14 protein-coding genes are annotated in these 14,113 nt (G+C 48.8%); 7 read left to right on the top strand and 7 right to left on the bottom strand.

Annotated elements, in window-relative coordinates:
- Nucleotides 1–26: 26 nt before the first annotated feature.
- On the bottom strand, nucleotides 27–797 hold the full coding sequence (locus tag OGW16_RS25390; protein ID WP_087050504.1) for a DeoR/GlpR family DNA-binding transcription regulator: 771 nt from the start codon (nucleotides 795–797) through the stop codon (nucleotides 27–29).
- Nucleotides 798–916: 119 nt separating this feature from the next.
- On the opposite strand from OGW16_RS25390, the gene OGW16_RS25385 reads away from it, so the two are divergent.
- The 3 genes from OGW16_RS25385 (at nucleotide 917) to OGW16_RS25375 (ending at nucleotide 3,015) form a co-directional block, all read left to right on the top strand.
- Nucleotides 917–1,300 carry a VOC family protein gene (locus OGW16_RS25385; protein WP_043016193.1) on the top strand — a complete coding sequence of 128 codons (384 nt, stop codon included), beginning with the start codon at nucleotides 917–919 and terminating at the stop codon, nucleotides 1,298–1,300.
- Nucleotides 1,301–1,511: 211 nt separating this feature from the next.
- Nucleotides 1,512–1,919 (top strand): cupin domain-containing protein, encoded by a 408-nt coding sequence (locus tag OGW16_RS25380; protein ID WP_179947233.1) that lies wholly within the window; start codon nucleotides 1,512–1,514, stop codon nucleotides 1,917–1,919.
- 43 nt (nucleotides 1,920–1,962) lie between these two features.
- Complete coding sequence (locus OGW16_RS25375; RefSeq protein ID WP_080625238.1) at nucleotides 1,963–3,015, top strand: NAD(P)-dependent alcohol dehydrogenase; 1,053 nt, start codon at nucleotides 1,963–1,965, stop codon at nucleotides 3,013–3,015.
- A gap of 39 nt (nucleotides 3,016–3,054) precedes the next feature.
- Here OGW16_RS25375 and OGW16_RS25370 read toward each other — a convergent pair whose 3' ends face one another.
- The gene (locus OGW16_RS25370; protein ID WP_043016196.1) at nucleotides 3,055–4,086 is read right to left on the bottom strand and encodes a mechanosensitive ion channel family protein; all 1,032 of its coding nucleotides are present in this window, start codon (nucleotides 4,084–4,086) and stop codon (nucleotides 3,055–3,057) included.
- Nucleotides 4,087–4,330: 244 nt separating this feature from the next.
- On the opposite strand from OGW16_RS25370, the gene OGW16_RS25365 reads away from it, so the two are divergent.
- A complete protein-coding gene (locus tag OGW16_RS25365) occupies nucleotides 4,331–4,591 on the top strand; it encodes a DUF2534 family protein (RefSeq protein WP_003020403.1) in 261 nt (86 codons plus the stop codon).
- A 48-nt stretch (nucleotides 4,592–4,639) separates the two neighbouring features.
- Here OGW16_RS25365 and uspE read toward each other — a convergent pair whose 3' ends face one another.
- From uspE to ogt, 3 genes are all read right to left on the bottom strand, one after another.
- Nucleotides 4,640–5,590, bottom strand: a complete 951-nt coding sequence (gene uspE, locus OGW16_RS25360; RefSeq protein ID WP_043016197.1) for a universal stress protein UspE — start codon at nucleotides 5,588–5,590, stop codon at nucleotides 4,640–4,642.
- Between the two features lie 151 nt (nucleotides 5,591–5,741).
- Nucleotides 5,742–6,494 carry a fumarate/nitrate reduction transcriptional regulator Fnr gene (fnr, locus tag OGW16_RS25355; protein WP_003020397.1) on the bottom strand — a complete coding sequence of 251 codons (753 nt, stop codon included), beginning with the start codon at nucleotides 6,492–6,494 and terminating at the stop codon, nucleotides 5,742–5,744.
- A gap of 194 nt (nucleotides 6,495–6,688) precedes the next feature.
- Nucleotides 6,689–7,204: a methylated-DNA--[protein]-cysteine S-methyltransferase gene (ogt, locus tag OGW16_RS25350; protein WP_075146231.1), complete on the bottom strand. Its 516-nt coding sequence runs from the start codon at nucleotides 7,202–7,204 to the stop codon at nucleotides 6,689–6,691.
- Between the two features lie 213 nt (nucleotides 7,205–7,417).
- On the opposite strand from ogt, the gene smrA reads away from it, so the two are divergent.
- Nucleotides 7,418–7,981: a DNA endonuclease SmrA gene (gene smrA / locus OGW16_RS25345; protein WP_286519248.1), complete on the top strand. Its 564-nt coding sequence runs from the start codon at nucleotides 7,418–7,420 to the stop codon at nucleotides 7,979–7,981.
- 13 nt (nucleotides 7,982–7,994) lie between these two features.
- Here smrA and OGW16_RS25340 read toward each other — a convergent pair whose 3' ends face one another.
- Nucleotides 7,995–9,227 (bottom strand): GGDEF domain-containing protein, encoded by a 1,233-nt coding sequence (locus tag OGW16_RS25340; RefSeq protein ID WP_047411008.1) that lies wholly within the window; start codon nucleotides 9,225–9,227, stop codon nucleotides 7,995–7,997.
- A gap of 67 nt (nucleotides 9,228–9,294) precedes the next feature.
- The gene (locus OGW16_RS25335; protein WP_286519246.1) at nucleotides 9,295–11,409 is read right to left on the bottom strand and encodes a putative bifunctional diguanylate cyclase/phosphodiesterase; all 2,115 of its coding nucleotides are present in this window, start codon (nucleotides 11,407–11,409) and stop codon (nucleotides 9,295–9,297) included.
- A 410-nt stretch (nucleotides 11,410–11,819) separates the two neighbouring features.
- Here OGW16_RS25335 and OGW16_RS25330 point away from each other — a divergent pair, with 410 nt between their 5' ends.
- A complete protein-coding gene (locus OGW16_RS25330; protein WP_075146228.1) occupies nucleotides 11,820–12,929 on the top strand; it encodes a methyl-accepting chemotaxis protein in 1,110 nt (369 codons plus the stop codon).
- A gap of 155 nt (nucleotides 12,930–13,084) precedes the next feature.
- Nucleotides 13,085–14,068 carry a zinc transporter ZntB gene (gene zntB / locus OGW16_RS25325; protein ID WP_043016203.1) on the top strand — a complete coding sequence of 328 codons (984 nt, stop codon included), beginning with the start codon at nucleotides 13,085–13,087 and terminating at the stop codon, nucleotides 14,066–14,068.
- Nucleotides 14,069–14,113 lie beyond the last annotated feature (45 nt).

Here is a 14,113-nt window from a genome sequence, read left to right as displayed (position 1 = left end):
ATATTGAAAGGGACGTAGCGCCGCCGCTACACGGTATAAATCCGGATGTCGTGCGCCTGGAAAGCCGTGGCATACTCTTTGCTGATATTTTCCTCGACGACAATTACATCAATATTGCTGCTTTCAGTGACGATATAACGGGCAACTGCCGGGATTTTCTCCGCCGTCAGCGCGACGATAGTTTCATTACACTGCTTGATCACCGCTTTTTTGAACTCACAATCCGCGTAATCAAATCCCGTTAATCCGGACTCGGGCGACATCGCGCAGCCGCCAATAAATCCCTGATCGAATAAAATACCCTGCACCTGTGAGATGGCCGGGGCGCCCACACACCCTCCCGAAGATCGCTGTACCGCGCCGCCCAGCATAATGACCTCAAACAACGGCTTTTTTAGCAAAGCGGCAGCAATCTCCGGTGAGTTTGTCACTACGGTTAACGCCAGCTCGGCGGGCAGGGCTTCTGCCATCGCCAGGTTGGTACTGCCGGTGTCAATAAAAATGCAGCTTCCCGATTTGACCAACCGGGCACATCTCTGCGCGATGTTGCTCTTTTTCGCCACATTAATATTCTTGCGCACGGTGATGTCTTCGGACTCAGGGAGTGCAATGACCGCGCCGCCATAGACCTTTTTGCACACGCCATCTTTACTCAGTTCATGCAGATCACGGCGGATTGTATGTTCAGAAACACCTAACCTGCTGGCAAGTTCGGAACAGATGACTCTGCCGTTTTCCTGCAGGATCTGATAGATAAGCGCCTGGCGTTGTTCCGGGAACGCTGCGTAATCGAGCATAAACACTCCAGAGAAAATAAAAATCGAGCAACAACAAGCATGATCGTGCATTATGGTTCGCGATGTCAACATCCCTGTGGGGAACCTATTTTTTTGGTTACAGCAAGTAGAGGTCAGCTATGAAGGTTGCGCATATCGCGTTATGGACATTGGATCTCGAGCAGCAAGCTCAGTTCTGGGTTACGTTTTTTGACGCAAGGATCAACGAAAAATACTGCAGTAAAACCAATCCTGGATTTGAATCCTATTTTGTCAGAATGGGTGAAGATATCGCGATTGAGTTAATGACTAAGCCCGGGCTGACAAAACATACTCCGGACAATAACACCTCAGGGTGGGTGCATCTCGCCATTTCCGTTGGCGGTAGCGAAAATGTTGATGCTATGGCGATGCGTGCAAAAGAACAGGGTGTATTAGTTTCTGGCCCACGCACCACAGGTGATGGCTATTACGAAGCGGTAATACGCGATCCGGACGGTAACCTGATTGAAATTGTGGCGTAGAGCTTAACGCAAGCGCCAGGAGATAAATCGTACGCTTATTATTAATGAGTATGATTCATAAGTTTGTCCTTCTTTCCACCTCTAATCACCAGCCTGTCGAGTCTCTATAATTTTTATAGTTTTCAGCATCCGGTGGCGCATGCCGCCACCGTTTTGGAGAGTCGAAATGCAAAATCAACTGAATACCGTGTCCAGCGCTGATGCGGAGATTATGAATCACCAATTTGATGGCAACAGCGTCTTTCCGCGAGGGGAGAAAAATGAAGCGTATGCGAAGTATTTCACTGGCGACAGCTATCTGACCATGCTCTCCAAGGAAGGTGTGGTAATTGGCAACGTAGCATTTGAGCCGGGTTGCCGTAACTTCTGGCATATCCATCATCAAGGGGGACAAATATTGCTGGTGACTGGTGGAAGAGGCTGGTATCAGGCATGGAGTCAACCGGCGCGTGAGCTGAAAACCGGTGACGTCGTACACATCCCGGCAGGCATGAAACATTGGCACGGCGCCGCGCGTGACAGCTGGTTTGCCCATATCGCGGTTGAAATCCCGGCGCCTGGCGCATCGAATGAGTGGCTGGAACCGGTGAGCGACGCTGAGTACAACCTGTTGCCCTGAACTATGCTGGTTCTGGTAATACCCAATCCCTGAGGAAATCTACATGGTCATGAACGTGAAGGGTTATGCCGCGCTGGCGGTGAAAGAAGATTTAGTCCCACACAGTTTTGTTCGTCGCGATCCGCGTGAAGATGATGTGGTTATCGACATCTTATACAGCGGTGTTTGCCACTCGGATATCCATAACGCCTACAACGACTGGGGTGGCGCTAAATATCCGATGGTACCAGGCCATGAAATCATTGGCCGCGTGATACATGTTGGTAAGTCGGTAACGAAATTTAAAGTGGGCGATCTCGCCGGGGTCGGCTGTATGGTCGATTCATGTCAACATTGTAGCGCCTGTGAACAGGGATTAGAGCAGTATTGCGAAGAAGGCAACACGCTGACGTATAACGATACCGATCGTCACGACGGTTTACCCACTTTCGGCGGTTATTCTGACAAGATTGTCGTGACTGACAAGTTTGTTGTGAAGGTTCCTGAAGGGATCGATTTACGCGGTGCCGCACCGCTGCTATGTGCCGGGATCACCACCTGGTCGCCGCTGCGTCACTGGCAGGTTGGGGAGGGGAGTAAAGTCGCGGTTGTCGGGCTGGGAGGCCTTGGGCATATGGCGATCAAACTGGCTAATGCGCTGGGTGCTGAAGTCACGCTGTTTACGCGCTCGCCGGGTAAAGAAGCCGATGCCCGGCGTCTGGGGGCCCGCCATGTTGTACTTTCGACTGACAGCGAGCAGATGAAAGCCTCAGCGAATCAGTTTGATCTGATTATTGATACTGTCCCGTATGTACATGACCTGAATCCGTATATTCCAACGCTGGCGCTAAGCGGTACGCTGGTGCTGGTGGGTTATCTGGGGGCATTGGATCCCTTCGTGAACTCGGTACCGTTAATCCTCGGACGACGGTCTGTAGCGGGATCGGTTATCGGCGGTATTGCTGAAACCCAGGAGATGCTGGATTTCTGCGGCCAGCACGGTATTACAGCCGATGTTGAAGTGATCAATATTCAAGATATTAACCATGCCTGGCAACGGATGTTGAAAAGCGATGTCAAATACCGCTTTGTAATTGATATTGCTTCATTGAAATAAATACAAATAAAGACGCGGATTTCCGCGTCTTTTCTTTTGTTAGTGTGTCGAGGACGATGCTTCAGGATTATCCATATACAGTGTCTGGCTGGGGAAAGCAAAGTCGGCGCCGTTTGACTGGACAATCGAAATAATTTTCAAATAAACGTCTTGCTGTACCGCGAGCCATTCCTTCCAGACGGTGGTTTTCGTGAAGCAATACACCATGATATTCAGCGATGAATCGGCAAATTCATTGAAATAAACCAGCAGGGTTTGTTTCTGGTCTATTCCCGGATGATTTTGCAGCATTTGTCTGACCGATTCGACAACAGCAGCGACTTTATCGGCATCTTCATATCGTAACCCGATCACCGTTTTGATGCGGCGGTTCGTCATCCTGCCTGGATTTTCTACGCTGATGGAGGAGAAAATCGAGTTTGGGACATACAACGGACGATGATCGAAGGTGTTTATTTTGGTCATTCGCCAGCCGATTTCCGTAACCGTGCCTTCAATATTGCGGTCTGGAGAACGGATCCAGTCGCCGATGCTAAACGGTCTGTCAAAATAGAGCATAATTCCTGAGAAAAAGTTGCTCAGAATGTCTTTGCCCGCCATACCGACAGCGATACCGCCGATGCCGCCAAAGGTTAACAGGCCGGATAAGCTCATGCCGAAATGCTCGCCATACAGCAAAATGATGGCAACGATGATGGTGATCTTGATAATTCGCGACAGGATCCTCGCGCTGGTGATATCTCTGCCTTTATTGATCTGCGTCTTTTCAAACTGATTAATCACCAGAAAAAGTTTGATAGTCAGGATTAGCGCAATCAACGAGGTGCAGATAAAGTCGACCACGCTGGGGGAGATAAATTTCAGGCTGTAGCTTTCGATAACGTTATTAGCAATACTGCCAAACGTCCCGATGATAATGGCATAGACAAAAAATTGCGCTGCGTGAAATATGAATCCTTTACAGCGCCGCTCTCCACGATGATACCAGACGCTCATCAGGACCAGCGCTGCGCAGCTGCTGAGAATTACCGTCAAATTAAACGCATTATTTATAAACAGTTCAGCGATCATGATTCTTCCAGGTAGCTCCGTGGTAGTTAAATATCATCTGACATCCTCATCATCGAATATTTTACTCAGTTCAGGCGGTCAGATCATTAATCATCAGGAGAGATATATAATGCAATTAGCGCTATTTTCCGGGAAATAGCGCAGGCATCACCTTTGTGAGCAGTTTATGTAGCAGACAGTCAGTTGATGTCATGGTATTGTTAGCGCAAAGTAACAAGGTTTTCATCTGCAAAAGGACAGTACTATGATCATGGCTAAGCTGAAGACAGCGAAGGGACGGAAGTTTCTGTTGTGCCTGCTTGGGGTGTTTATTATCGCAGCGTCGGTCGTGACGCGAGCGACGATCGGTGGCGTTATTGAACAGTATGACATTCCGCTATCCGACTGGACCGCTTCAATGTACGCCATTCAATCTGCAATGATTTGTGTCTACAGTATGGTATTTACGATTCTGTTGGCTATCCCGCTGGGTATCTATTTCCTCGGCGGTGAGGAACAGCACTAAACGTTTGTTATGCCGGATGAGGTCGCCATCCGGCATTGAGTTGAGCGGTTAATCGTCTTCTTCGTCGTCCAGTTCAACGGGCGTCTGATATTCATCCGGCTTGATGACCAGCAGGTCGCAGCGTAGATGATCGATAACCTGTTCTGCGGTGTTACCAAGAAACGCGGCAGAAATCCCGGTACGACCAACGGTCCCCAGTACCACAATACCCGCCTGCAAGTGCTCGGCTAAATCGGGAATGACCTCTTCAGGCAATCCTTTTTCAACGTGCGTCACTTTCTCATCGATACTGAATTTCTGGCGTAACGCCTTCATGGCCAGCAGATGCTGTCCACGGATCGCATCGTTATAAACGCTGGGGTCAAATTCAGGCAGTTCAATTGCGATGTTGATTGGCGTAACAGGATAGGCGCCAACTAAATGCACTTCAGTATGGTTAACCTGTTCTGCCAGTTGGATCGTTTCTTTGACCAGTTTTTCATTGAGCGCATTGTGATAAGGCTCTTCACTGGCGAGGTTAACCGCAACCAGCGCTTTGCCACCTTCAGGCCACGGCTGGTCTTTGACCATCCATACCGGACTTGGGCATTTCCGCAATAAATGCCAGTCGGTGGGGGTGAAAATTACGGCTTCGAGGCGGTCGTGTTGGTGCGCCATCTTGAGGACCAGGTCATGTTGAGCGCTAATGACTTCCTGGATGATGGCTTCAAAGGGACGGTTGTGCCATACCACTTTAATTTCAAGGGGGATCCCTGCTTCGATATAGTATTTCGCTTGTTCACGGATCCATGCTGTTCGTTGACTGATGACCCCCTGACGCATTGCCGTACGCTCATCGGGCGACAGCAGGGTAGTCATCTCGTAGGAAAAGTCATAGATCGGCAAAAAGGCTTTAATTTTGCCACCAATCCGTTGATGCAAATAAACAGCTCGCCGTAATGCTGGTTGATCGTCCTGGTTCGGGTCGATGACGACCAGCATATTTTTATACATAGCCATACAGGGTCTCCTTACAACTGTCACTGCAGTTTGTAATTAAAAGAGTAACCCAATAATGTGGATTGAAACAGGGGATAACCTCCTGCCAGATCAATAAATCGGGAAAATTTAGCGATTTGACAGAAGGATAACAGAGATGCTTGCGGAAGGATTACGCAACGTTACGCGTGTGGCCAGCAAGAACTGCCAACGCGTCGCTATTCTCAATAGTGATGTATTTACCTTTCACTGCCAGCATACCGCTTTTCTGGAAACGACCCAGCAGGCGGCTGATGGTTTCGACCGTCAGACCGAGGTAGTTACCGATGTCGCCACGGGTCATGGTCAGGCGGAATTCACGAGGCGAGAATCCACGCTGGGCAAAGCGACGAGACAAATTGTAGATAAAGGCCGCCAGGCGCTCTTCTGCATTTTTCTTCGACAACAGCAGGATCATGTCCTGGTCGCCTTTGATTTCGCCACTCATCAGACGCATCATCTGCTGACGCAGATTTGGCATTTTGCCGGACAGGTCATCAAGGGTTTCGAAAGGAATTTCGCATACCATTGAGGTTTCCAGCGCTTGGGCAAAGCTCGGGTGATGTCCGCTGCCAATCGCGTCAAAACCGACCAGATCGCCCGCCAGATGGAAGCCAGTAATCTGCTCATCGCCTTGTTCGGTAATGGTATAGCTTTTAATCGTTCCGGAGCGGATAGCATAGAGTGATTTAAGCTCATCACCTGCTTTAAAGAGCGTCTGCCCCTTTTGGATAGGCTTTTTGCGCTCGATGATGTTATCGAGCTGGTCAAGCTCATGCTCGTTAAGTGTGAACGGGATGCAAAGCTGGCTGATGCTGCAATCCTGGCAATGGATAGCACAACCGCCAGACTGAATGCGCCGTATAATTCGCTTTTCCGGGATCATAGGTCTGCTCAAGCCGTAATTGATATTTGTCAATTTTAACATCTTTTTGGTGAGCACGTAAGCCTGAGCTACTCCCAATAGAGAATAATTCAGGCATAACTGGAGTGAATGTTTGTATCTGCTTGATTAACCACACTTAATTCGGGGGCGCATTATGCGGAAGTGTGATGAATAAGGCATTAATTGCCTGGAATCTAGAGTAGCAAATAACCTTCGTGGCGCAATAACCACTCTTTTCGTTGTACGCCACCGGCATATCCGGTCATGGTGCCGTTACGTCCGATGACACGATGACAGGGGACCACAATGCTTACTGGATTGGAGCCATTAGCTGCACCGACGGCTCTTGCAGCGCCGGGGCGTCCCAACTGTTCGGCCAACTGACCATAGTGCATGACCTGCCCACAGGGGATAGTGCGTAATGCTTGCCAGACTTCACGCTGGAAAGGCGTGCCAGCGGTTGCCGTTTCCAGCGTGTCAATAATGCTGAGGTTCCCGGCAAAATACTCCGAAAGCTTATCGCTTAATCCGCCGGGGTTTTTGTTTGCAATGCGCAGATAACCTTGCGCGCGGTAATGAATATCCAGCAATTGTTCCATACGATCGCGGTGCTGATCCCATTCCACCGCGCGCAGGCGAAATTGCTCATCACAAATAACCCACAGCGGGCCCAGCGGCGTGTCGATGATGTCTTCCAGTAAGTTAAGCATCCATATCTCTCATTACAGCGTTCAGGCGAGGTTACACATTATCACGCCAGTGACCGTCGCAGCTATACCCCTAAAAACGGAGATCGGCATGTCGTGAGTAGATCTTTTCAGCGGAGTGAAGCGGATGAATTACTGGAAATAATCGTAAACCGTTGTCGGTATAATTGTGCGCGGTTATGATAACGTTCGTCGTAATTCGCTGGAGGATGAAACATGAGCCTTGATGATGCTTCGCTGTTTCTTGATGCTATGGGGGATGTTCAACCGCTGAAGGGCTGCGCCGATGTACACTGGCAGCCAACGCGCAATATCCGCACTCCAGCGCGTATAGATATGTTGCAACTGGATAACTTTCTCTCGACGGGGTTTCTCGATATTGTCCCGTTGAGCGAACCGCTGGAGTTTCGTCGCGAAGGTTTGCAGCACGGCGTGACTGACAAACTGCGAAGCGGAAAATACCCGCAGCAGGCGAGCCTTAATCTCATCCGTCAGCCCGTAGAAACATGCCGTCAGATGTTATTCAGTTTTATACTGCAGGCGCAGCAAGATGGGTTACGTAACGTGCTGGTGATACACGGCAAGGGGCGTGATGATAACTCCCATGCCAATATTGTGCGCAGCTATGTGGCGCGTTGGCTGACGGAATTTGATGACGTACAGGCATACTGCACCGCTTTGCCGCATCACGGCGGCAGCGGGGCATGTTATGTCGCATTACGTAAAACCGCGCAGGCAAAACAGGAAAACTGGGAGCGTCACGCTAAACGCAGTCGCTGAGCAACCTGGTTCATCAGGCGGCCAGCACTCTGTTCCTGCCTTCGTTCTTGGCTTTGTACAACGCGTCGTCCACGCGTTTGAATAATTCATCAATACTTTCGTTTGTTTCGTGCCGCGCAACGCCAATACTGACGGTAAAGCGGGGAAGACCAGGGAGCGTCACCCTGGCGACCGTTGCGCGGATCACCTCTGCAAGATTGAGTGCGGCCTCCAGTGAGGTTCGCGGCAGAAGCAGCACAAATTCTTCACCACCCCAGCGAAAAATAAGATCGTCTTTTCGCGCACACGATTCCAGAGTGCGTGCCAGAGCGCAAAGCACCTCATCGCCTTTTAAATGACCGAAGAGATCGTTAATGCTTTTAAAACGATCGGTGTCGATCAATAACAGGCTGTAGTCCTGCGTCAATGAGATCGCATGCGTCGGCTCGGGCTCTGTTACCTGATAAAAATGTCGGCGGTTCAGTAATCCCGTTAAGGCGTCACGCAGTGCTGCTCGCTCAAGCTCCTGCTCCAGTCGTTTTTGTTCGGTAATGTCATGAATGATGCACAACATGAGTTTATTACCGTAGATTTCAATCGGTCCGGCGTAGGTTTGTACATGACGCGAGCTGCCGTCTGCCAGTTTATGAACAAAATGCAAAGGTTTATGGCCGCCGGGCAGGTGGGCGATTTCATGCATTACCGGCAGTATGTGGCGCCCCAGCATGTTGATTTCCCAGGTATGTTTCTGACACATCACGTCATGGCTGTATCCATAAAAATTGAGGGCACTGAGGTTCGCATCAACGATTAGGCCATCGCGGGACGGATCGATAAGTAACATTGGCGCGGAGTTGGTCTGGAAAAAACGCGCATAAAATCCCTGCTTTTTTCGTTGATAAGTTGCTGAACGGCTCGCTTTCAAACCCTGCGCTGCAGGCGTCTCAATGCCTTCAAAAAGGATGACGTCACCCACATCCGGCAACGTCCTGATCGACAGGCGACAGGCCATTGCGATTTTTTCGCCGTCGCGATAAACCGTGAGAATTTCTACAATGCCGTGATGATTTCTCAAGTCACTGAGATACATAGTTAAATCATTTTGCGCATGTGTTGAAAATAGGCCGTTACGCAGTGGGGAAAAACAGAGATCCTGCATTAGCTCCCGTGCAGCGTTATTAGCGAAGACCAGCTCTTCGGTATGCGGCGAAACAATCCACACCGGAAAGGTTAATAAATCCAGTGAATTCAGCTCGGTTGTGCTCATCGATAATCCCGTTATCTTTATCTGCTGTGCTGCCCATTTAATGGCGAATATTTTAGATATCGCAGTCTCACAAGGTTATTGATTGTCGGTGAGACAAGGGTTGTACGACTGGCTTTTGTTTGATGCTGTTTTCTGGTTGTAGCAGTTCATGAATCTTATGCGCTGGCAGCGGTTTTGCAAACAGGAATCCTTGCAGCATGCTACACCCCATTTGGGTAAGAAGTATTTCCTGCTCCTGGGTTTCTATTCCTTCAGCTACTACGCGCATATTCATGGAGTGAGCTATATCAATAATGGTAGACACAATTTTTGTATTTTTGCTGTTCTCGCTAATATCTTTGACAAATATCCTGTCGATTTTTAATTCCCGCGCCGGGAGAGACTTCAACATCAATATATTTGAATAACCAGTGCCGAAATCATCAATAGAAACGGTGATCCCCAAAGCAGAAAAAGCATTCAGTATTTCAATACTGCGTTTTAAATTTTTTAGCGCAGTGCTTTCAGTGAGTTCCAGCGTAAGGCTGGCCGGTGAAAGTTGATATTGCGCAAGGGCATTACACACAACATCAATAATATCATGCTGTTCAAACTGGGCGGGAGAGAGGTTAACGGCAAGCGTCCATTCTGTATTTCCTTGTAATTTCCAGTGATGCAACTGCATGCACGCCTGCTGGATAACCCATTTGCCGACGGGAATAATCAGGCCCGTTTCTTCCAATGCAGGAAGAAATTCAGCTGGGAGCAGCATGCCGCGATCCGGATGATGCCAGCGTAATAGCGCTTCAAAGCCGGTCAGAGAATGATCTCCGGCAGTATATTTAGGCTGATACCATAGCTCAAACTGGTCGCGTTCAAGCGCTTGTGACAGTTCCTGAAGAAATGTCGGCGGCGTATCCGCGATAGCTTCCATCTCGGGACTATAAATAGCCCAGCCGTTTCTGCCCGCCTGTTTGACATGATACATCGCCATATCGGCCTTCACTTTTAGCTCATGCAGTGTTGAACCATGTTCTGGATAAATACTGCTCCCCGCACTTAACGAAACCCGAATGGTATGTCCGAACAAGGTAAAAGGGTCGCCGATCGCATCGGCAATCCGCGCCAGCAGGGCAGAGATAGCCTGCTGATTGCAGTCCGGAACCAGCAGGATAAATTCATCTCCTCCCAGTCTTGCCAACGTCATTGAGTCATCAAGGCAACTATAGATTCTTTGTGTACTGGCAATCAGCAACTGATCGCCGATGTGATGTCCCCAGGTATCGTTAACGACTTTGAAGCGATCGAGGTCGATGAATACCAACGCGAAATGCTGTTGATGCAGTTTGGAATGCCGCAGGCAGGCCTGTAAGCAGGTGTCTATTTGCGTTCGATTGGCAAGTCCGGTCAGCGCGTCGAAGTGGACCTGATGTTCAAGCTGGCAATTCAACTGATGCAGATTGTCGGCCAGTCGGGAGGTGCGCAGTTGCGAATCCACCATCGAAACCACCAGCATGATCCCCAAAATAATCAGCGTGACAGCGCAGACCCACACAGAGAGTTCGAGGGTACTGAGCCCATCGTGTGCAGTATGTCCAAAATGGGTGAAGGATGCCGCTCCCATACCGGTGTAATGCATCGAGGCTATTGCCAGCGCCATAATAAGGGCGGCAATAAGCCGGTTAATCAGCGCGCGACGGGTGTTTTGGCGTAAATGGAAAGCCAGCCATAAGCCGACGCCAGACGCAACGATGGCAATGATCACCGAGAGCAAAATCAGTGAGCGATCCCATGCGATAGCCACATGTTCGATTATGGCGTACATGCCGACGTAGTGCATCGTGACAACGCCAGCGCTCAATATACCAGTGGCAATGACCAGCCGTTTTGTTGATAGCGTATGACCTGAAATAGCGATATTGATAGCGAGAGTCGCGGATATGAGCGCAATAAAGAACGAAAAAGCCGTGAGTGCTAAGTGGTAATTGATCGGCATACTCATTTTCATGGCCAGCATACCGATAAAATGCATCGACCAGATCCCCATACCCAGCGTAGCGCCGCCAGAGAGTCGCCAGAAGGTAGATTCACGTCTGCTGGAGATTGCTACTTTACCCGCACTGTCGAGGGCTATAAAGGAGGCAATAAACGCGACAACAAAGGAAATCCCAATCAATACAGGGTCCCACGACACGTGCAACATCTTGCTACCTATCGAAAAAAAGCCGTGATGGTAAATCTAGCAGGTTTTGTCCAGTTAACCTGATAAAATCAGGTATGTTCTTGTGTTTTTACAATGAGTATTAGAAGTAAGGGCCAGATATTGAAAATAACAGGCCATTACTAATATATCTATTCATAAAAATTATAATTCTGTGTGTTTTATGCTCGTCACGTGCTCGCCATCACAAAAATCTGATAGCGGGCATCATCGTCTCTGTTTGCGGGATAAGGTACTGAGTTATTCTAAATAAACAGTGCAATTTATCGTCTTAAGTAAAAGGATCTCTGGCTCTCATTGAAAGTTAAGCTTTCATCACCGAGCTATGGAAATCTGTATTGCAGATGCTATAAAAATAACATCCACGTTATTTCTTGGTGTACAGGACTAAAATGTTAAATGATATTAGCGTCAGAACCTTTATTATTTTATTTCTGATCATTACGGCGGTTGCGCTCAATCTTGTTGAAATGATTTTCTCCGCCACCCCAGAAATCATTATTGGCACTAATGCGGTAAGTATTATTTCTATATTGTGTTTATGGTGGTACATGACGAAATATCTGGTCATGCCGATTAATACGGTTAAAAGAAGCATTGAAGAAGTGACGTCCGGAAATCTGGCAATCAGTATTCCAGAGTTTGGCAATAACTGTGCGGGTAGACTAATTCCTGGTATCAATAGTTTATCAAGTAATATCTCAACACTCGTTAATGAGATCAGAACATCCTCGCAAACGGCGATGGCGCTCTCTGAACAGCTTGCAGAACGCAGCGCTGAGCTCTCTGTGAAAACAGAACAGCAATCCGGAGCATTGATGCAGACAGCTGCCAACATGGATGAAATAGCGGTTAATACGCGAAATAATGCTGATAACACGCAAATAGCCAGCGCCCAGGCAACAATTGCCACGCAATGCGCCCGTCAGGGTGGCGAATTAATGGTGCAGGTAGCGACAAATATGCGATCAATCACCGAATGCGCACAACAGATGACAGAAATTATTACGCTAATAGATGGTATTGCATTCCAGACAAATATTCTGGCCCTGAATGCTGCTGTAGAAGCGGCGAGGGCTGGTGAACATGGTAAAGGTTTTTCCGTGGTTGCCGGTGAGGTAAGAATGCTTGCGCACCGCAGCGCAGATGCAGCGAAGAATATTAAGCAACTGATTGCCCAAACCCATCAAAATGTTCAGCAAGGCGCAGCTGTGGTGCGGGAAGCTGAAAAAAATATGCATGATATTGTCGGCGGAGCCGGGCAATTAAACCAACTGATGGGCGAGATATTAACCACCACGCAGGAGCAGGAGAAAGGGATTATCAGAATCACCCATGCTCTGGCCGAACTGGAAAACGTAACCCAAAGTAATGCCATCATGGTTGATGAGCTTTCTGACTCCTCAGGTATCCTGAAAAATCAGGTGATTGACCTTCAATCGCGAACGCATAAATTCCGCTTAAGTCATGCCCTTGAGTCAGAAAGACGCCAGCAAGCTTAACAGGGGAATCTCGTAACCAGCGCCGCATTCGTCGGCGCTTTTCTTGTTATCAGATACTTTTATGAATCATTTCAGCACAATGGGACAATGAGATATTGCTTAACATATTCTGACGGCTAGACTAACGAAAAAAGCTGAATGTTTGTGGAGGCGCTGTGGAAGCCATTAAGGGAACGGATGTTAATGTGCCGGATGCCGTGTTTGCCTGGCTGTTGGATGGTCGGGGTGGGGTGAAACCACTGGAAGATAACGATGTTATCGACAGTCAGCATCCCTGTTGGCTACATCTTAATTATACTCATCCTGAAAGCGCGCAATGGCTGGCGACAACACCTTTACTTCCCAATAATGTGCGTGATGCGCTGGCAGGCGAAAGCACGCGCCCACGCGTCAGCAGAGTTGGGGAAGGTACGTTGATTACACTGCGCTGTATCAATGGCAGCACCGATGAGCGACCTGACCAACTGGTGGCGATGCGTTTATATATGGATGAACGTCTGATTGTCTCAACACGCCAGCGTAAAGTGCTGGCGCTGGATGATGTTGTCAGCGATCTCCAGGAAGGTACGGGACCGGCTGACTGTGGTGGTTGGCTGGTGGATGTTTGTGATGCGCTAACCGATCATGCCAGCGAATTTATCGAACAGCTGCACGACAAAATTATCGATCTGGAAGATAACCTGCTGGATCAGCAGATCCCCCCGCGTGGTTTCCTGGCATTACTGCGTAAACAGCTCATTGTGATGCGCCGTTATATGGCGCCGCAGCGCGATGTCTATGCTCGTCTGGCGAGCGAACGGTTGTCCTGGATGACTGACGACCATCGGCGGCGAATGCAGGATATCGCTGACAGGCTGGGGAGAGGGCTGGATGAAATAGACGCCTGTATTGCCCGGACCGGTATTATGGCGGATGAAATTGCACAGGTGATGCAGGAGTCTCTGGCTCGCCGAACGTATACGATGTCATTGATGGCAATGGTTTTTCTTCCCAGTACATTTTTAACCGGACTGTTTGGCGTTAACCTCGGCGGTATCCCCGGCGGTGGCTGGCCGTTTGGTTTCTCACTTTTTTGTATTCTGTTAGTGGTCCTGATTGGTGGTGTTACTTTATGGTTGCATCGTAGTAAATGGTTGTAACAACTACGTTTTTTAGTGACTTTCTGGCATGAAAACGTCCTGGTT

The sequence above is a fragment of the Citrobacter sp. Ce104 genome (assembly GCF_030334595.1).
Lineage (GTDB): Bacteria > Pseudomonadota > Gammaproteobacteria > Enterobacterales > Enterobacteriaceae > Citrobacter > Citrobacter europaeus.
This window is presented reverse-complemented; position numbering and strand designations above follow the sequence as displayed.